We start from the raw sequence: 19,120 nt of genomic DNA, 5'->3' as shown, positions 1-19,120 counted from the left end.
CCAGAGCGTGTTTTCTAGCAGAATGATTGGCGAACCGCGAGGTGCTGCACGAGACTGAGGCCGTGGTCAAGTTGCTTTGCGACGGCGCGGCGCGCATGCCGGACGGCAACGGGGACAGGTTTGCCCCCTTTTCCCGTCATGCCGTCCTCAATGTGCTCATCCTGCGCAGGTTCAGCGCCATACAGACGAGCTTCCACTCCGCTTTGACGCGCTCCAGGCCCCGCAGGCTGAACTGCCGGAATCCCAACACGTTCTTGATCCAGCCGTTGGGCGGTTCGGCGATCCATTTCCGTTTTCGGTAGGCGCTCTTGCCCGCCTCGCTCTCGAGCTTGTCGGCCATCTGCGCGGTGTGCGGATTGCGTTCGCGATCGAAGCCGAGTCGGCGCTTACCTTCCCGGCCCAGCGCCACCACCAGTTCGGTCCCGCACCCGTCGAGTTCCCGGAACGTTTGCTCCGAGCGGTAGCCGGTGTCGGCCAGCGCCTGGCGCGGTCGGTGTTCGACGTTGTCGCGCACGGCCTGCAGTACCCCCGCCAGTTGCCCGGCGTCGCTGGCGTTGTTGGTCAGCTCGGCCGCCACGATGATGTGGGCGGTCTCGTCGACCGCCGTCTGGGCGTTGTAGCTCGGATCGAAACCGCCGCCGGCGCGCTTCATGATGCGGCTGTCCGGATCGGTGAAGTTCTCCTGCGCCTTGTCCTCGGGCACTCCAAAGTCGCGCTTGTAGCGCCCGCCCTTCGGTTTGCCGTCACCGCCGCGCGGGCGACGCTCGTCATCGTCGCTGCGCCCGCGCGCCTGATCGGCCTCGCGCTGGCGCTGCTCGAGCCGCGCCCGGGCTTCAGCAATCGCCGTCAGCCGCGCCTCGCGCCGCGCGATCTCGGCCGGCACATCCCACTCGGGCTCGTTCCGCTCGGCGTCGTCGGCGGCCTTGGCCCGATTGAGCAGCGCCTCGATCTGCCGTTTCAACTCGGCCTCCGCCTTCACCATATGGCCGTAACTCATCGCCTTGTGGCGGCTGGCGTTTGCCTTGACCTTGGTGCCGTCGATGGCCACCGTCCCGAGCTTGACCAGCCCCATCTCGCGGGCCAGTCGCACCACCTGCACGAACAACTCGCTCAGCTCCTTCAAATGGACCGCGCGAAAGTCGCTCAGCGTGCGGTGGGCCGGGAAGTTGTCTGCCGCCAGGACCCGGAACGCCACATCCTCGTGCAGCTTGCGCGCGATCTTGCGCGAACTGAACACGCCCGTGGCGTACGCATACAGCAGCACCTTGACCATCATGGCCGGATGAAACGGCTGGTTGCGCGGTCCGCCACCGGCATACCGGGCGTGGAACGCGCTCAGATCCAACCCGTCGACCGCGTCGCTGATGAAGTACGCCAAGTGGCCTTCGGGTAGCCACTCCTGCAGCGCCTGGGGCAGCAGCATCTGCTGCTGCGGGCAATAGGGCAGATAGCTCGTCATCTCGACAGTCTACCGGCCCCGAAACGCCCGCGAGGACTTAACTCACCGACGCTTGGCTTCTGCCGCGCAGACTCCTAGCTGGCGCCGGTCGAACGCTGCGCCCTCGACGATCCAGCGGAGCTTCGAAGGCTGCGGTGTTCCCTCGGACACGTCCGTCCGCGTGTCTTGACATCTGCTCACCTGTCACCTTGATTGAAAGCGGATGGCGTCGATGGTGGTCGGGATATGCGAAGCTGCTTCCCGGCGAGGACGGATGGATCTTCTCGAGAGGAGCGCGACATGGCCGCATACTGGGATGAAGCCGCGATGCAGCGGGCGCTGGTGATGCCGAGCATCCTGGCGATTGGAGATTCCTGGTTCTGGTATCCCTTTCCCGGAGGCAGCCTGATCAGCTACCTCGGACCGATCGTCGAGAAGAAGGAGCACACCATCCTCGCGCAGGGAATGAACGGGGCGGAGGCCTTCGACTACGTCGATGGCAAGTACAAGGACCGGATCACCGGTGCGCTGCGTCGATATGGCAGCAGCCTGTCGGCGGTGTTCATCAGCGGTGGCGGCAACGACTTCGCGGGGTTCAACGACATGCGGCCCCTGCTCGCCTTGGACTGCAGCGGCGCGCAGTCGGCTGCCGACTGCTTCCGCAGCGGGGACGGCGGGCTCGGTCAGTTCCTGGAGCGCATGGACGATCATTACCGGCGCCTGATCGGCCTGATCTACACCCATACCTCGCTCGACTGCCTGATCCTGATGCACTCGTATGACTATGCGATTCCCGATGGTCGCGGCGTCGCGGGCAAGGCCGGCTGGCTCAAGCCGGCGCTGGTCGACGCGGGCGTGCCGGAAGCGCTCCAGCGTGACTGCGTGCGCTATCTCATCGATGCGTTCCACGCCATGCTCGGGCGCATCGCGATGGGCGATCCGGCGCATCTGCGGATCGTCGACAGCCGGGGTACGCTCGCGGAAGAGGATTGGGCGAACGAGTTGCACCCGAAGGGCAAGGGCTTCAGGAAGATCGCCAAGGAACGCTGGAAGCCGGTCCTCCAGGGGGCAGGGCTCGCCTGAGCGGTTCATGGATGGCGGAACTTGCGATCGGGGGCCGATCACATGGGGCGTCAGCTCGCGCCGGAGTTTCGCCGGGACCGTCCCTCGTCCATCCGGTCTTCGCCCTTGCGATGACGTCGATCGACGGGTTCATCGCCGCCTCGCTCAGCAGCCCGGCGCGCTGAGCGGGAGGGGGGAAAGTTCGGCAACCCGGTGCGCGCAAGGCGACGGTGCCGTATGCGGGCGAACCTGCACCGCCGCGAACAGGCGATGCCCGCTCGAGGGTCTTCGGGACGAGGGTTGAATCGTGTGGCGCAACAAAAAAGCGCCCCGAAAGGCGCTTGATTGCAGGTGTTCTGGCGGACAGGGCGGGATTCGAACCCGCGTTGGGATATTATCCCAAACACGCTTTCCAGGCGTGCGACTTAAACCACTCATCCACCTGTCCGGTGAAGCGCGGCATTATAGCCGCAGGGGCGCGGATTAGAAAGCGCTTTTTGTGCGCGGGGCGCTGGGCGCTGCCCGCCCGGAATCGGTACTCCTCACCGCCGCAGCGCTTCGAGCTGTGCTGCGACTTCCGCGGCGAGGGCATCGAGTTCGGCGTCGAGTTCGGCGAGCAAGGCATGGTCCCGCGAGAGGCAGGCTTCGGGATTTGCCTTGCAGTGCGCCTCGAGCTTCTTCACCAGGGCCACCGCCGGCGCGGCGCGCAGCTGCGCGAGGGCGCCGCGCAGGCGGTGGGCCACGCGACCCAATGGCTCGGCTTCAGCGCTCTCGATGGCCGCGCGCAGCTGCTGGCGGGTGTCGGTCAGCCAGGGGGCGAAGGTCTCCAGCACGACGCGCACGGCGGCGCGGCTCTCGGACATGTCGCTGCGCAGGGCGGCGAGGTCGAAGTGGGAGGTGGATTCGGGCGTGTGGGGGGGCATGTCGGTCTCGCAGCTCAGTCGTTCGGTGCGTGGCCCACCGCGGCGTGCAGCCCGCCGATCGTGATCGGCTTGGTGATGACGGCGTCGAAGCCGCCCGCGAGGTAGCGCTGGCGCTCGGTCTCCATCGCGTGGGCGGTGTAGGCGATGACGCGGACGCCGTTCCAGGCGGCATTGGCGCGGATCCTCCTGCAGGCTTCCTCTCCGCCGAGGTCGGGCATGGAGATGTCGAGCAGCATGAAGACGGGCTGCACCTCGGCGAGGCGCGCGAGCATCGGGATGGCGCTGTCGAAATCCTCCACGACCCAACCCAGCCGGCGCAGCAGCAGGCGGGCGACCGCGACGTTGACCGCGCTGTCGTCGATGATGAAGGCGAGCTTGTTCATGATTGAGGACCGCCCGCGGGGGCGGTGAAGTGGCGCGGGAGGCGCAGGGTGAAGGTGGATCCCTTGCCGGGGACGGAGTCGAGATCGATCGTGCCGCCCATCCGGTGGGCGAGCCGACGCGACAGGGTGAGTCCGAGGCCGGTGCCGCCGTGCCCGCGGTTGAGGAAGGATGCGGCCTGGTAGAAGGGTGCGAAGACGCGCTCCTGCTCGTCGCGAGCGATGCCGCAGCCGGTGTCGGCGATGCGGATCGAGATCTCGTCCGCGGCGGCGGCGAGGCCGACGAGGATATGGCCTTCGCGGGTGAACTTCACCGCGTTCGACAGCAGGTTCTCGATGATCTGGCGCAGGCGCACCGGGTCCGCGTCCACGATGCACGGATGGGCGGGCAGATCCAGCCGCAGGTCCACGCCCTTGGCTTCGGCGTTCACCTTGTGCAGCGCGGCCACCGAGGCGACCAGGGGGACGAGGTCGATCGTCTGCGCGACGAGGGTGAGCCGGTTGGCCTCGACCTTGGCGAGGTCGAGCACGTCGTTGACCACCGCGAGCAGGTGGCGGGCGCTGTCGTGGATGGTGGTCGCGCACTCGCGCTGCTCGGGGTCCTCGAGCTCCATGCTGAGCAGCTCGGCGAAGCCGATCACGCCGTTGAGCGGGGTGCGCAGCTCGTGCGACATGTTGGCGAGGAACTCGCTCTTCATGCGGTTGGCCTGCTCGGCGGTGTGGCGGGCATCCTCCAGGCTGCGGATCGAGCGTTGCACGGTGTCGGCCATGCGGTTGAAGGCGCGGGCCAGTTCGGCGAGCTCGTCGCCGCCCGCGGCGGCCAGGCGCTGGTCGAGGTCGCCCTGCTCGAAGCGGTGGATGCCATCGACCACGTGGGTGATCCGGCGCGAGAGCAGTCCGGCCATCCAGATCGCGATCAGGATCACCGCGAGCACCATCGCGAGCGTGGAGGCGGCCAGGCGGGTGGTGGTCCCGCGCAGCTGGTCTGCGATGTCGCCGACCAGGGTGTCGCGCTCGTGCTGGGTGAGCGCGTCGGCCTCGCCGATCATTTTGCCGATGCGCTGGCCCGATTCGGTGGCCGCGCGGTGGAAGTCGTCGACATTGGCGCCGATGGTGACGTAGCCGAAGCCGCGCGGCGTCCTGCCGTACTGGCCGGTGTAGTAGGGGATGGTGGCAACCGTGGTGAGCTTGCGCAGCCCCGAGAACAGGATGGTGAAGGAGCCCGAGCCGCCGTGCTCGGTCATGTCGTGCCAGCCCTGGCATTGCGGCGAGAAGTCGAGGTAGCGGCAGTCGAGCGCGACCAGGCCCGAGGCGGTGGATTCGGGGTGGGGCTCCCGGGTGAGGCGCTGGTCCTGATAAGGCGTCAGGGCGGCGGAGAAGGTCGGCCAGGACCGTCCGCTGCTCCGCCAGGCTTCGTAGAGCTCGCGGTCGAGCCAGGGCACGCTGCGCTCGCCGGTGGCAGGGTCGTAGCCGTGGATGAAGTAGTCGCGCGCGTGCGAGATGTTGTGGCCTTCGTCGTCCCAGATGAAGGCGTAGTTGCCCGAGGCGGGGTCGGCGATCGGGGCGAAGCGTTCTGGCGTGGGCCGCAGGGTGTCGGTGAAGGCCATCAGGTGGGCGTGGTCGAGCGCCAGCGTGACGTAGCCGATGATCCTGTCCTGGCGCAGCACCGGGGCCGCCCACCGGATCAATCCCCGGAAGCGCTTGCCGACCGGGTTCTCCAGTCCGGCGTAGCCGGAGTCCTCGGGGGCGAAGGGTTTGCCGAGGGCTTGCGCGCGAGTGGGGGTGTAGTCGCCGATCCAGTGCGTGCGCACCTGGGCGCCGATCACGCGCGAGACGTGGATCTCGCCGGGGCGCAGGGCCTTCAGTGCCGGCCAGTAGGTCTCGGCGCGCACGAAGGTGTTTTCGCGCCGGGTGATGTCGCGCAGGCCGGGGTCGAGGACCTGGCGGCCGGTCTCGCTCAGCGCCTTGATGCGCTCGTGGCCGTCGCGGTCGATGAAGGTGATCTCGAGGAAGAGCGGGCGCGGGGTGCCGCGCATGTGGGTGTCGGGTGCGCGGTAATGGAAGCTGTTGGAGTTGTCGGGCAGCGGCGCGCGCACCAACGCGAGCTCGCGCGGCTGCGGGTCGCGCTCGACCCAGCGCTCGCCCTCGGCGTCGAGCGCGTATGGCCCGTGCTCCTCGATGTTGCGCACACGGGTGTCGACGAAGCTGCGGTAGGCGGCCGCGTCCGCGGGCAGGCTGGCGGCCGCGCGGATGTCGCCGTCGCGCTCGTGGAGGAACTGCGCGATGCTGCGCGCGGTGGCGGTGGTGAGCGTTTCGATGGCCTCGCGCGAGCGGTCGTCGAGTGCGTCGATGGCGTCGTCGATCGCGGTCTGGCCGGTGCGCATCTGGGTGTCGCGCATCACGTCGGACATGGTGATCGCGCGCTCGGTGACGAGCCGGCCCAGATCGTGCGCCGCCTTCCAGGCGAACACCGCGAGCAGCACCAGCGGCACCACCTTGATCGCGATGAAGATCGCGATCAGCTTGGCGCGCAGGCTCATCCCGCGGATCGCGCGAGGGGTCTCCATCGAGCAGGCTCGCGGGGCAGGCGGCGCTCAGCCCGGGTGGCGAGCGCGGCGGCGCATCGAGATCATCGCCTGGACGTAGCCGTGCAGCTCGTGGAAGGGAATGGGCTTGCGATAGACGGTGATGTCCTCCGGCAGTCCACCCGCCGCGGCGATCTCCTTGGGACCGAGCGCGGACACCACGACGATGGCGATGTCGCTCGACAGGGGGTTGTCGCGCAGGCGGCGGATCATCTCGAAGCCGTCGATGCCCGGGATGCGCAGGTCGGCGATGAGCAGGTCGGGCGGCTCGCGGCCGACCTCGACGAGCGCATCGAGGCCGTGCTCCATCAGGTGCACGTCGAGCGGCAGGCTCCAGGTAAGGAAGGTCTCGCGGTAGATGTTCTGCAGCAGTCGGTCGTCCTCGACCACCATCACGCGCAGGCGCTCACGGTTGCTGCGCATCGGTGCCGAGGGCGAGCGCGCATGCGCGAGCAGGGCGTCGACAGAGTCCTGGCGGATGCGGCGGTGGCCGCCGGCGGTCTTCCAGCCTGCCAGCGTTCCGCTTTCGACCATTTGCTGCACCGCACCGAGCGACAGGCCGAGCTGGCGTGCTGCCTGGGCTGTGCTGATGAACTCGGAATTGGAGTCGGACTTTCCAGCCATGGGCGTCTGCGATTCGAGGGAAAAGTTAAAAGTACCAGAATTATGGCAGTCTGACGTGGCGATGCGAAAGGAATTTCAAGGGTGCGGGCCTCGACCCGGCGGGGGTGTTCCGCGCACGGGACGGGCCGCTACAATGATCCGGACGCGGTGGGCCGCGGGCGCCGCGGGCGTTCGCCGATGCCGCTACGAAAGACTTCCGGATCGCCGACCATGAACACCTCGAAGAACGTGCTGGGCGGAGCCTTGCTCGCCTGCAGCTACTCCCCCCTGACCGGTTTCTACCGCACCGGATGCTGCGAGACCGGGCAGGACGACCTCGGGCGCCACGTCGTCTGCGTGAAGGTCGATGCGGCCTTCCTCGAGTTCTCGCGACGGGCGGGCAACGACCTGTCGACGCCGCGACCGGAGTACCGCTTCGCCGGGTTGAAGCCGGGCGACCGCTGGTGCCTGTGCGCGCTGCGCTGGAAGGAGGCGCTCGAGGCGGGCGTGGCGCCGCCGGTGATCCTCGAGGCCACCCACGAGGCGGCGCTGCGCGTGATCGACCTCGAGACCCTCAAGGCCCACGCCTACGGCGCGGCGCACGGCCCCAGCGCCTGATGGCGAGTGCGCGCGCGCCGCTGCGCGAGCGGCTCGCCGGCTTGCTCGCCGTACTCGAGGCGGGCCTGGTCGAACGCCGGCAGGTGCTGCGCGCGAGCCTGCTCGCCGCGCTCGCGGGCGAACACTCGCTGCTGATCGGACCGCCCGGCACGGCCAAGAGCGCGCTCGCGCGCCGCATCCACCTGGCCTTTCGCGATGCGCGCTATTTCGAGCGCCTGCTCACCCGCTTCACCGTGCCGGAGGAGCTCTTCGGCCCGCTGTCGATCCGCGCGCTCGAGGAAGACCGCTACGAGCGCCACGTGGCGGGCTTCCTGCCCGATGCGGCGGTGGCCTTCATCGACGAGGTCTTCAAGGCCAACAGCGCGATCCTCAACGCGCTGCTGACACTCCTCAACGAGCGCGAGTTCGACAACGGCGCGGGCCGCCTGCGCTGTCCGCTGATCAGCGTGGTGGGGGCGACCAACCAGGTCCCCGAGGACGAGGTGGCGGAGGCCTTCTTCGACCGCTTCCTGCTGCGCCTGACCGTGGCACCGGTGAGCGCGGAGGGGTTTCGGTGGCTGCTCGGCGAGGATCGCCCGGGGTCGCCCGAGGTACTCGCGCCGCCTTCCGGACTGCAGCTCGACGAGGCCGACCGCGCGGCGCTGGCGCAGGCTGCCGCCGCTTGCGCACTGCCTGCGGCGGTGCTCGACCGCCTCGGCGAGCTGCGGGCCTGGCTGGCGGGGCGTGGGGTGTATGTATCCGACCGGCGCTGGGTCAAGCTCGCCCACCTGCTGCGCGTGGCCGCGGCGAGCGAGGGCAGGGCGGCGGCGAGCGAGTGGGATCTGGGCCTGGCGCCGTGTTGCGTCGCTGCCGACGAGCCCACGCGGCTGGCGGTGGCGGACTGGCTGGCGGCGCGTCTGGGGATCCGCGAGGTCTGGTCGCCGCCGCGCATCACGCGGGTGGTGGAGGCCTTCGAGGCTCAGCTCGCCACCGAGCGCGAGGCTCGGGATCTCGACTACGACGAGCGTGGGCGCTTGCGCTTCTCGGCGATCGACCCGGTGGCGACGCAGGCCGGCGAGCTCGCCGGCTCGATCGGCGACGCCAAGGGCGGGGCGGCGGCGCTGCGCATGAGCGCCGCGCGCATGCGGCGCTATGGCAGCCTGCACATCGGTGCGCGCACGGCCCAGCTCGACGGCGTGCTCGCGCGCCTGGCGGCGTATCGCGGCGAACTCGGCGCGCAGCGTGCGACGCTCGAGGCATGGGCGGACCAGGCGCTGTGGGCGGACCCTGCCTTCGTCGCCTGCGCGCGTTCCGGGCTGGACGCGGTGGATGCGGTACTGGCCGGGCTCGAGGCCCGCGCCCGCAGCGCGCGTGCCGGCTTCGAGGCGTTGCCGCGGCTGGAGCAGGCAGGCGCGGCGCCCGCGCCGGTCGAGCACGACCCGCTGCCGGAGTGAGGAGGGGGTGATGGCGACCGGCGATGCAGGTTCCGGCGTGGCGCCCGCCGTCGCGCAGCAATCGGCCTCCGCGGCGGCCGACAGCACGCCCGCGCCGCTGCCGCCGGACCGCGCCCGGGCCGCCGAGGCTCCACCCGTCCCCCGGCTCTTCGAGGCGCTCGAAGCCGTGCTCGCGCCGCTCGATCGCCTGCCGCGTCCGCTCTGGCTCGGTGGCATGACCCACTCCGGCGGCGAAATCGCGGGCCGTCTCGCCGCGCTCGAAGCCTGGCGCGCTGCGCTGCTCGCCGGCGGCCTGCCCGGGTCTTGCGCGGCCTGGCCCGAGGCGGAGGTGCAGGACGCGGTGCGCGAGGTCTTCCGGGGCCTGGGCTTGCCCGCCTACTGTGCAGACCAGCCCGCGCTGGTCGATACCGTGCTGCAAGGCCTGCTCTTCCACCTCGACCTGATCGTCGACTACCGCGACCGCGGCGATACCGAGGCCGCAGCGCAGGCGAGGGCGCTCGATTCCTTCGCTGCCGACTGGGCCGAGCGCTGCGGCGAGATCGACGAGCTGGTCGGCGCCTTCGGGGATCTCGGCGATCTGCTCGACAACGCCCGCTGGGATGCGCTGCGCGGCCTGCTGCGCAGCACGGACTGGCGCGAGGTGCTGCGCATCCGCGCGCTGATCGAGGGCCTGCCCGAGCTCGCCCGCATCCTGCGCGCACTCGGCCGCGCCTGCCCCACCGACGAGGACGCCGAATCCAGCCGGGCATTGCACGCCGTGGTCGAGCACACCGAGATACAGCGCAGCGTCTCGCACCGGGTGCGGGTGCCCGACCTGCCCGGCGAAACGCGCGGCGTGCAGCGCTCGGGCCGGATCGCGCGCATGCTGCCGGCCGAGGCGACGCTGCTCGGCCATCCGCGCCTGCGCTTGGTCTGGCATGCGCGCCGCGCCGAGCGCACGCTGCTCGCCTACGAGGACGACGACCACCTGCAGGAGGACTGCCTGCGCCCGGCGCCGGTGCTGCGCCCCAGTCAGCGCCCTGCGCCGGCACGGCGCCTGGAGCAGGGGCCGATGCTGGTGTGCGTGGATACCTCGGGCTCGATGCAGGGGGGCGCCGAGGCGGTGGCCAAGGCGGTCGTGCTGGAGGCGGTGCGCTGCGCTCACGCCCGGCGCCGCGCCTGCCGGGTGTATGCCTTCGGCGGGCCCGACGAGGTGGTCGAGATGGAGCTCGGCGTCGATGTCGATGGCGTCGGCCGGCTCGCCCGCTTCCTCGGCCAGGGCTTCGGCGGCGGCACCGACATCTGCGCCCCGCTCGAGCGTGCGCTCGCCCGCCTCGACGAAGCCGGCTGGCAGCTCGCGGACCTGCTGATCGCGTCCGATGGCGAATTCGGCGCCACCCCGGCGCTCGCCGCCCGCGTCGAGGCCGCCCGCCGCGAGCGCGGCCTGCGCGTGCAGGGCATCCTGATCGGCGACCGCGAGACCATCGGCCTGCTCGAACTCGCCGACGACATCCACTGGGTGCGCGACTGGCGGCGCTATGGAGGCGGTACGGACAAGCCGGGTGGGGCCGACGCGGACAAGCGGCGTGGCGATGGCGCCGGCGCGAACGCCCCGACCCTTGCTGCCGGCGGTGGCTCGCCGGTGCATTCCAGCCACCTCACCGCGGACTATTTCCCCGGTGCCCTGCGCACCCCCGAGAACCGTGCCGCCACCGTCACACCCGAGGCGGCTGCCGCTGCCATCCGTGCCGGCCGCCACCGCGGCGACCGGTTGTAGGAGCGGCGCACGCCGCGAACGTCGGCCTTCGGGCAATCCCCGCGCGTCTCGTTCCCGCGGCCGGATTCGCGCCTTGCGGCGCTCCTGCAGGGGCGTGCCGTCGTGGTAGGCTCGCCCGACCCCACCGCCCGGCCTTGCGCCGCTGTCCATCATGAGCTTCGCCACCGACCTGATCGCCGAACTCGAACGCGCCACCGCCGGCTGCCCGATCCCGCGCGTGCGCGCCCTGCACCTGCCGCCGCCGGAGGCGGCCGCATCGAAGAACGGCGAGTTCTGCGCGCTCGAGCTCGACGACGGCGCGCTCGGCCTCTCCTATGTGCTGCTCGGCGGCATCCTCCCGCGGCTCGCCGCCTCCGACGACCCGCACACCATCGTCGGCATGGACGCGCTGCAGCTCGCGCGCGAGTTCGCCGCGCCCGCCGCCGGCGCGGGGGGCGACGCGGAGATCCGCCGCACGCTCGGCTTCGCCGCGGCCAACGCGCTGTCGCGCACGGTGATGGAGCGCATCGGCTTCGCGCCGCCGCGCGCCACCGACTCGATCGGCGGCATCGACCCGCAGGCGGGCGACCACGTCGGCATGGTGGGGTTGTTCACCCCGCTGCTGAAGCAGGTCACCGCTGCCGGCGCGCAGCTCACCGTGATCGAGCTGAACCCCGACTATGCCGGCCACTACGACGGCTACCGCGTCACCCTCGACGCCGCGGCGCTGGAAGACTGCAACAAGGTGCTGTCGACCAGCACCATCCTGCTCAACCACACGGTGGACGACATGCTCGCGCATTGCCGCAATGCGCGGCGCATCGTGCTGATCGGCCCGAGCGCCGGCTGCCTGCCCGATCCGCTGTTCGCGCGCGGTGTCACCGTGGTGGGCGGGAGCTGGATCACCGATCGTGCCGGCTTCATCGACGCCCTGCGCCGGGGCGAGTCCTGGAGCGGCTTCGCCTACAAGTTCGCGCTCGGCGCGGCGGACTGGCCAGGCCTGTCGGAAAACCGCTAAGGTTGCGGCCTCGCGTGCGGGCAGCCTCCACGCTGCCCGCAAAACAATAAAGATCGACCCCCCAAATGCACCTGACTCCCCGACTCGTCTTCTTCCTCGTCCTGCCGCCCCTGCTGTGGGCGGGCAATGCGGTCGTCGGCCGCCTCGCCATCGGCAGCATGGACCCGCTCTGGCTCAACGCGGTGCGCTGGATGCTCGCTTTCGTGCTGCTGCTGCCGCTCGGCTGGCGCGCGCTCGGCACGCCGGCGGCACGTGCGCAGATCCGCGCGCGCTGGACCCACCTCGCGGTGCTCGGGCTGATCGGCGTGGGCGCGTACAACGCGCTGCAATACATGGCGCTGCGCACCAGCACGCCGCTCAACGTCACCCTGATCGCCTCCAGCGCGCCGGTATGGATGATGCTGATCGGCGCCGTGTTCTACCGCGTCATCCCGCGCCCGGTGCAGGTCTTCGGCGCGCTGCTCTCCCTGGTCGGGGTGGCGCTGGTGCTGTCGCGCGGCGACCCGGCCGCGATCGCGCGCATCGAGTTCGTCGAGGGCGACCTGCTCATGCTGCTCGCCATGCTCGGCTGGACCGGCTACAGCTGGCTGCTCGCGCGCCCGCCCGCGCACATGGCGGGCGAGGCGCGGCCGAAGTGGAACTGGGCCGAGTTCCTGGTCGCCCAGTGCGTCTTCGGCGTGCTGTGGGCGGTGGCCGCCGCCGCGGCGGGCGACGTCGTGTTCCCGTCCGGGCCCACGCAGTGGTCGTGGGGCCTGGTCGCGGCCATCGTCTATATCGCCGTCGGCCCCTCGATCATCGCCTACCGCTCCTGGGGCGTGGCGGTGGCCGAGGCCGGCCCGGCCACCGCGGCCATCTTCTACAACCTCACCCCGCTCTTCGCCGCGGTGTTCTCCGCCGCGGTGATCGGCGAATGGCCGCGCCCCTATCATGGCATCGCCTTCCTGCTGATCGTCGGCGGCATCCTGGTGAGCACCCGCGCGGCGGCGCGGCGCCAGGCGGCGTAAGCCGGCGCGGGACGGTGCAGTCGGTCCCGTGCGCCTTCACCGCGCGCGCGTCAATAGTCCGTCTCGACCTTTCGGCCGGTGCGGCGCTCGATGTGCCAGCCCTTGCGCACGACCTTGCCGTTGACGATTTCGGCCTCACGGAAATCGCCCCCGGCGAAGGAGTGGACGGCGGGAAAGTGGATGTCCCGGCCTTGCGGGTCGCGCAGGTTCGGATCGTAGCCCGGCCGGCGCTGGATATCCCAGCCGAACAGCGTGCCATCCTTGCTCATGCGGAACTTGAGCCGCAGATTGCCGCGCGGGTCGCGCTCGAGGTCGTCGATGAGCTCCTGCGGGATGCGGGAGCCGACTTCGATGGTTTCGTCGCCGAGGATGTTGCCGGCGTATCGACTGCCGACCCCCTCGATGAAGCGTCGCTCGGAGGTGTCGCGCCAAAGAATCCGGGCGCGTTCGGGGACGGGTTGAGAGAGGATCAGCTTGGCCTGCGATCGCAAGGTCTGCCCGCCAGCCCGGTAAAAAGATTGATTCGCATACTCCGGGAAAAACTCCACGCCGAGGAACTCCTGTCCGGCCAGCGCATCGACCACCAACTCGAAACCGGGACGACCGAAGCGCTGCAGCATGCGCTGCCGGCTCTCCAGGTAGCGCGCCTGGGATTCGGTGAGCGGGGCGGGCGGGGCTGTCGGCAGGGTCCCGCGACAGGCCGTCATAAGGGCGGTGCCGAGGGTCGCCACCGCGAGCCGGATCAGGAAGCGTCGTCGCATCAGAATCCTCCATTTGTCGTCGTGTAGCCGTTCTCGGGCTGCCCGAGCCAGGCGAGGTAGCTCGCCATATCCACCGTGCCGGTGACGTCGCCGAGACGGCGCGGGTCGAGCGTGGAGCCGTCGCCGCGCCTTGTGGCGTCGCGCGGGAGCCAGGTGATGTAGCGCAGGGTGTCGGCGTGGGTGAGGCTGCCGTTGTCGAACGCCATGCGGCGCTGGCGATCTCCGGCCACCGCGCCGTTGACCGCGCGGTCCTCGGGGAAGACGTAATCGATCCGGGGCAGATCGCCGTTCCCGGTCGGGCGCGGAACGACGCTGTGTTGCGGGTTGCCGATCTCGATCACATTGCTCTGGTCGTGGATCACCACATTAAGGATGGGAACGGGGGCCACCGACTCCATTTCTACCCCGGCGTCGCGTGCTTGCGCCACCATCCAGTTGAGTGCAACCAGCGAGAGGCCTTGCTCGGCGTCGGGATAGCCCCCGCCGATGTCCGCATGGGCGCCGACGAAGCCCTTCTCGATGCGGATGCGACCGGGCGCATCGCTGCTGGCGCCGATCGACTCGAGCGGAAAGCCGCCCCAGTGCATGCGATGCGGCTTCGGGTTGCGATAGGCGAACTCCGTGATCGAGTCCGAGCGGTGCTCGTTGAGCGCGACCGCCTGCGCAACATGGGCGAAGACCTCCGGGATCCCGAGGCGATACGCTTCGCCGCTGAAATTGGTCGATAGCACGGTGTCGAAGAGCCCCATGAAGCGGAAATCGACCGCCTGACAGGCAGAGTCTCCGCGGCGGTTCGTGTAGCGGTAGTAGTCCTGGCCCTCATGGCGGACCGTCTTCGCGACGATCCGGTTGGCGAACTCGCGCGCCTGGGCCGCGCCGCGGCTGAAGCCGACGATGTCGATGTCCATTACCCGGTCGTCACTGAAGAGCTCGGCCTCGTCGTCCAGGTATTGGCTCATCCGCCCGATCCGTGCCGGCCCCGAGTAGTTGCCGCCCATGTCGTTCACATGGACCGGATCGCCCGGTGTCAGCCACCAGAGCAGATGGCCGGTCGCGTGGTCTTCCGGGCGGATGTCGCCGTAGTCGATGTCGTGATGCACGGTGCCGACGCCACTTACATAGCGCTTGGTGGCAGTGTAAGCGTCAAAGAAATACACCACATTGCTGAATCCGCTGCCCGCCATCGCCGGGTCGTTGAGGTCGTCGCTGTTCCCCGTCCCATCGAACGCGAACAGCACCAGCCCATCCGGATCCACGTTCCGCAGCGGATTGAACGCCGCATACGCATACGGGTTCGGCCCGTCCGGCGTACCGAGCGGGTCGGGGGTGAGGTATTCGCCCAGGGTCGGCGCGTAGTAGCGGCGGCGGTTGTAGTGCAGGCCGGTTTCGGCGTCGAAGACCTGGCCGGGCAGGCGCAGGTCGAGGGTGAAGTCGGGACGCCGGGGCGAGGTGGTGACCGTCGCGGCGCCGAAGGGGGCGTGGCGCGCGCGCCAGAGCGGCTCGCCGTCGGCGTCGGTGGCCAGTTCGGGGGCGCCGAGGTGGTTGGTGTGCAGCCAGGCGAGGCCGGCCTGCGGGGCGAGCCAGCTTTGCGCGATGCGGCCGAGGTCTGCGAGGATGCGTCGCGCGGAGTCGGTTGCGCTGTCGGGGCGCGCCGGGGTGTCGAGCACGGCGAGGGGCAGGTCGGCGAGCCACAGATACTGGCGGATCAATCTGCCGTCGGCGTCCAGCTCTGCGAGGGGTTGGCGGGCGTCGTCGTACACGGTGTGGGTCGTTGTGGGCGCGACCATTGCGGGATCGAAGCGCGTGCGCGCGATGCGCAGACCGCGGTGGTCGTAGGCGTAGCGGGCGATGCTGCGATCGCCTGCGTGCACCTCGATCAGGCGGCCGAGTGCGTCCCATCGCAGGCTGCGCGCGCCGAAGCGTTCGGGCTGGCCGCTGGCGTCGTGGTGACCGGGCGTGGCGGCCTCGTGCGGTCGGCTCGCGGCGGCCCGCGCCGGCACGTTCGCTGCGCGTGGGCTCGAGGACAGGGCACGGTGGCTGCCCGGTGCGAAGTGGGTCGGGCGGGTGTGGCCGGCGAGCTCCTGCTGCGACACCGCGCCTTCCTGGGCAAGGACGCGGCGCTGGTGGCGATCGTAGGCGTAACGCCACACGGCGGTTTCGGCCAGCACGTCGCCGTCGTCCCGCCATTCGACGCTGGCCACGAGCTGGTTGCGAAGGTCGTAGGCCTGGCTGCGGCGCGTCGAGGGCAGCGGGCCGTCGGGCTCGCGCCGGCGTGCGTGCAGGAGGTTGCCTTCCGGGTCCCAGACGTACTGGTAGTCGAGCAGGATGGTGTCGGCGGACGCGACAGTCTCCTGCAGGCGTGGTAACGCACCTTCGAGGGCTTGGCCATCTGCTGCCTCCACCGGCTGGGTGACGTCCGCATCGGTGTTTGCTTGCGCGGCGTGGGCCGCGGAAATGCCGAACAAGCGTTCGATGCGCGCGGCCAGGGGCTGGCCAGGTGCGATCGGCAGCAGCGCACGTGCATTACGGACCGGTGCGCCGCGCTCGTCGGCGCGCAGATGAACGACGCGGACCAGGGTGCCGGTGCGCGTGCGCTCGTGCAACGTACGCATGCCGTTGCCGGCCCGGAAGCCACGCAGGCCGAAGAGATCGCGCTCGAACCCGCTGGCGATGACCTGTTCGCGCGCCAGCGCGCGCAGCCAGGGCGTGGCCACCGGCTGGCGCTTCAGCGCGACGACCTGGCCCTGGCCGTTGCGCTCGTAGCGCAGGCGACTGCCGTCGGGCAGGGTGGTGGCGACAAGATGCCCCTCGGCGTCGTACTCGTAGCGCGTGACCACGACGAGCTCGCCGCCGTCGCGCTTCAGGCTCACGATGCGCGCGCTGCGCAAGCCGCGCTGGTCGTACTCGTAGCGTTCGCGCCCATTGGGGTGATCGACTTCGAGCAGGCGGGAGCCGTCGTAGCGCCAGCGGGTGGTCTCGGTGCTGCCGTTGCGCCCGTCGGTGATCTCCTGGGCGAGGATGCGGCCGCGCGGGTCCCAGGTGTAGCGCGCGCGGTGGCCGAGGGCGTCGCCCATGGCGACAAGGCGCCCCGCGGCATCGAAACTGCGCCAGCGCGCTCCGGCGTCGGGACTGCGTTCGAGGACGGGGCGTCCGAAGTCGTCCTTCAGGATGCGTGGGTGGGCAGGGGGTGCTGCCGGCGCGGATCCGCCGTCGGGGTGGCGCGCGGGCGGCAGCAGCTCGCGACCGTGACTGTCCAGGAGGCCGACGAGCCGGCCTGCGACGTCGTGGCGCAGGCTGCGGGTGAAGCCGGTGTCGTCGTCGATCGCGGCGAGGCGTCCGTGCTCGTCGTAACGCCAGCGGCGCCGCAGCAGCCGGCTGGCGCTGCGCAGCCCGGTCTCGACGACGCGGCTCTCGTGGTCGTAGGCCCAGGTCCGCAGGATGCCGAGCGCGTCGGCGTGCCACTGCAGGCGGCCGGCGGCATCGAAGGCGCGCCGCCAGCGCGGATGCAGGCGCTCTTCATCCTCTCCGGAACGCAGCTCGACGAGTTGGCCGAGGGCATCGTATTCGGCAGCGTGGATGCGATCTGCCGCCTCACGCGGGCTGCGGCTGCGCCACCGGATCAGCTGGCCGGCGGAGTCGCGGCGCAAGTGGGTCTCGTGACCTTCGGCATCGCGCACCCGCCGCGGCAGGCCGGTGGCCGGATCGGATTCGATCTCGCTGCGCTGGCCGCCGGGACCTTCCAGCGCACGAATGAAGCTGCCGCGTTCGTCCCAGTGCAGGCGGACGAGGTCGCTGTCGAGCGGGCTGGCGTCCGCTCCGTCGGGGAGCGGGCCGTCGAGCTCGGCAAGCACGCTGCGACCATTGATCGTGGCGTAGCGCCAGGTGACGCGGCGTTCGATCGGCACGGGATCCGGCCGGCCTTCGGCGTCGATCGGGCTGAAACCGGACTCGCGCAGTTCGATGGGCTGGCCGGTCGCGTTGTAGCGCAGCTCGATGCGGTGCTCGCGGCCGGGGACGACGCTCGGGCGGATGATCGCGCGCGGAGGTGTCGTCGCGGCGGGCTCGGTGCGTTGCGCTGCACGGTCCGTGTCGGCGAGCGCGGTTGCCGGCGCGTCGGGATATTCGTAGCGCGTGCGGTCGAGCAGGCGCGGCCGGGCGCCGGAGAGATCGGCACCGAGGGTCTCGGCGAGGCGCCCGCGGGTGTCGAAGCGGTGCTGGGTGGAAAGGCGCGGCCTGCCCTCGGCGTCCAGGGTCGTGATGGCGCTCAATCGGCCGTCGGGCGTGTAGCGGTAGCGGACGTCGGTGGGGCCGCAGCGCGCGCAGCCCGGGCCGCGCGCTTCGAGCAGGCGGCGCTGGCCGGCGATCACCGCGCCAAGGTAGGTGGTGCGCTGGCCGAGGCTGTTGGTGAGCACGCTGCGGCCGCGTTCGGGATAGTCGAGGCGCACGTCCTCGGGGCCGCTTTCACCGCCTGCCGGCAGCGCGCCACGCACCGAGCGGATGCCGCGCCCGGCGTGGTCGTAGGCGTAGCTGGCGATTCGTTCGGGCACGGGCGGGCCTGCGGGCTGACGCGCGAGCACGCTGATGCCGGTGAGCGCGACCGGATGGCGCGGGTCCTCGTAGTGATATTCGCGCGCGGCGGCTCCGCCGGTCTGCGCAGCCGGTGCGCCGGGGTAGTCGACACGGAGCAGGCGCGCCGCGGTGACCGCGGGTGCAGCGGCCTTTCCGGCGGGAGCGCCGCGCTGCAGGGGGCGGCTCGGGCCGGCAGAGCCCGGGCGTTGCGGAGCGTGGACGGAGCGCCCAGGCTGCGTGCCTGCGTCCGTCCGCGCGGGAAGCGCGACGCGTTCCTGCGCATACGAGAAGCGTCCGAGCGGACTGTCGATGTGGGTGATGCCGTCGATGCCGCTGCCGGGCGCGTGGTAGTGAACTTGCAGGCTGCGGCCCTGCGGGTCGGTGACCTGCAGCAGCCGGCCGGCGGCGTCGTGGCGCAGTGAGACGAACTCGCCGCTCGCAACGAGGATCTGCACCAGGTGGCCGGCGCTGTCGAACAGCAGGCTGCGGCCGTCGGGCCAGCGCCAGAGATATTCGTCGCCGCCGCCGGGGCGGTGCCGGAGCAGGATCTCGCCGCGGCTGGGGTCGCGGCTGGCGCAGCGCTGCGGCTCACCGGGCCGGCGCGCGAAGATCACCCGTGCGCCGTCGGCCTGGAGGATTTCGAGGCGATCGTCGCGGATGTTCAGGCGCGTTTCGTAGGACAGTCTCCAGCCGCTGCCGAGCGCCCCGATGTCGCCCGGGCGCGCACGTCGGCTGTTGTAGTGGCGGACGATCTCGAGGCCGAGGATGCCTGGCAGCGCCGGAAGATCGACCTCCTGTTGGTACTTGTTGCCCGAGAGGACGTCGATCGGGTTTCCCGCGCCGACGTCCTGGCCGGTGGTGGAACCCTGGCTGGCCGGGCCGCTGGCGCTGCCGCAGGGGTTGCCCGCGTTGTTGGAGACGCATTGCCCCGCTGCGGGGGGCTCTGGCGCCGAGGGGCCGTCCTGCGCAGAGTCCGGTGCACAGCTCATCG

At 70.7% G+C, this 19,120-nt stretch carries 13 protein-coding genes and 1 tRNA gene; 6 read left to right on the top strand and 8 right to left on the bottom strand.

The window, feature by feature from the left end; genetic code table 11:
- Positions 1–136: 136 nt before the first annotated feature.
- Positions 137–1,459 carry an IS1182 family transposase gene (locus tag ACZ5PP_RS05330; protein WP_004301215.1) on the bottom strand — a complete coding sequence of 441 codons (1,323 nt, stop codon included), beginning with the start codon at positions 1,457–1,459 and terminating at the stop codon, positions 137–139.
- Between the two features lie 279 nt (positions 1,460–1,738).
- Here ACZ5PP_RS05330 and ACZ5PP_RS05325 point away from each other — a divergent pair, with 279 nt between their 5' ends.
- Complete coding sequence (locus ACZ5PP_RS05325) at positions 1,739–2,521, top strand: hypothetical protein (protein ID WP_004315804.1); 783 nt, start codon at positions 1,739–1,741, stop codon at positions 2,519–2,521.
- 336 nt (positions 2,522–2,857) lie between these two features.
- On the opposite strand, the gene ACZ5PP_RS05320 is transcribed toward ACZ5PP_RS05325, so the two are convergent.
- From ACZ5PP_RS05320 to ACZ5PP_RS05300, 5 genes are all read right to left on the bottom strand, one after another.
- Positions 2,858–2,948, bottom strand: a tRNA-Ser gene (locus ACZ5PP_RS05320).
- A 94-nt stretch (positions 2,949–3,042) separates the two neighbouring features.
- Positions 3,043–3,423, bottom strand: coding sequence for an Hpt domain-containing protein (locus ACZ5PP_RS05315; RefSeq protein WP_012585628.1), 381 nt, complete (start codon positions 3,421–3,423; stop codon positions 3,043–3,045).
- Between the two features lie 14 nt (positions 3,424–3,437).
- A complete protein-coding gene (locus ACZ5PP_RS05310) occupies positions 3,438–3,806 on the bottom strand; it encodes a response regulator (protein WP_012585627.1) in 369 nt (122 codons plus the stop codon).
- Positions 3,803–6,370, bottom strand: coding sequence for a sensor histidine kinase (locus ACZ5PP_RS05305; RefSeq protein ID WP_012585626.1), 2,568 nt, complete (start codon positions 6,368–6,370; stop codon positions 3,803–3,805). Before ACZ5PP_RS05305 ends, ACZ5PP_RS05310 begins: the two co-directional genes overlap by 4 nt.
- Before the next feature lie 27 nt (positions 6,371–6,397).
- The gene (locus ACZ5PP_RS05300; RefSeq protein WP_004315810.1) at positions 6,398–7,012 is read right to left on the bottom strand and encodes a response regulator; all 615 of its coding nucleotides are present in this window, start codon (positions 7,010–7,012) and stop codon (positions 6,398–6,400) included.
- 210 nt (positions 7,013–7,222) lie between these two features.
- Between ACZ5PP_RS05300 and ACZ5PP_RS05295 the strand changes: the two genes are divergently transcribed.
- The 5 genes from ACZ5PP_RS05295 (at position 7,223) to ACZ5PP_RS05275 (ending at position 12,799) form a co-directional block, all read left to right on the top strand.
- Positions 7,223–7,609: a DUF2237 family protein gene (locus ACZ5PP_RS05295; RefSeq protein WP_004315811.1), complete on the top strand. Its 387-nt coding sequence runs from the start codon at positions 7,223–7,225 to the stop codon at positions 7,607–7,609.
- Positions 7,609–9,042: an AAA family ATPase gene (locus ACZ5PP_RS05290; RefSeq protein WP_004315812.1), complete on the top strand. Its 1,434-nt coding sequence runs from the start codon at positions 7,609–7,611 to the stop codon at positions 9,040–9,042. The genes ACZ5PP_RS05295 and ACZ5PP_RS05290 overlap by 1 nt, the downstream gene beginning before the upstream one ends.
- Before the next feature lie 10 nt (positions 9,043–9,052).
- Complete coding sequence (locus ACZ5PP_RS05285) at positions 9,053–10,798, top strand: VWA domain-containing protein (RefSeq protein ID WP_464826839.1); 1,746 nt, start codon at positions 9,053–9,055, stop codon at positions 10,796–10,798.
- A 151-nt stretch (positions 10,799–10,949) separates the two neighbouring features.
- On the top strand, positions 10,950–11,795 hold the full coding sequence (locus ACZ5PP_RS05280) for a Rossmann-like domain-containing protein (RefSeq protein ID WP_464826838.1): 846 nt from the start codon (positions 10,950–10,952) through the stop codon (positions 11,793–11,795).
- Between the two features lie 65 nt (positions 11,796–11,860).
- Complete coding sequence (locus ACZ5PP_RS05275) at positions 11,861–12,799, top strand: DMT family transporter (RefSeq protein ID WP_012585621.1); 939 nt, start codon at positions 11,861–11,863, stop codon at positions 12,797–12,799.
- A gap of 50 nt (positions 12,800–12,849) precedes the next feature.
- Here ACZ5PP_RS05275 and ACZ5PP_RS05270 read toward each other — a convergent pair whose 3' ends face one another.
- Together ACZ5PP_RS05270 and ACZ5PP_RS05265 are read right to left on the bottom strand one after the other, a co-directional pair.
- Positions 12,850–13,560, bottom strand: coding sequence for a hypothetical protein (locus tag ACZ5PP_RS05270; protein ID WP_464826837.1), 711 nt, complete (start codon positions 13,558–13,560; stop codon positions 12,850–12,852).
- The gene (locus ACZ5PP_RS05265) at positions 13,560–19,118 is read right to left on the bottom strand and encodes an RHS repeat-associated core domain-containing protein (protein WP_464826836.1); all 5,559 of its coding nucleotides are present in this window, start codon (positions 19,116–19,118) and stop codon (positions 13,560–13,562) included. The genes ACZ5PP_RS05270 and ACZ5PP_RS05265 overlap by 1 nt, the downstream gene beginning before the upstream one ends.
- Between the last annotated feature and the right edge of the window lie 2 nt (positions 19,119–19,120).

This window comes from Thauera sp. DNT-1 (assembly GCF_055393985.1).
Note: the sequence above shows the minus strand (reverse complement) of the source record. Positions and strands in the feature narration are given on the sequence as shown.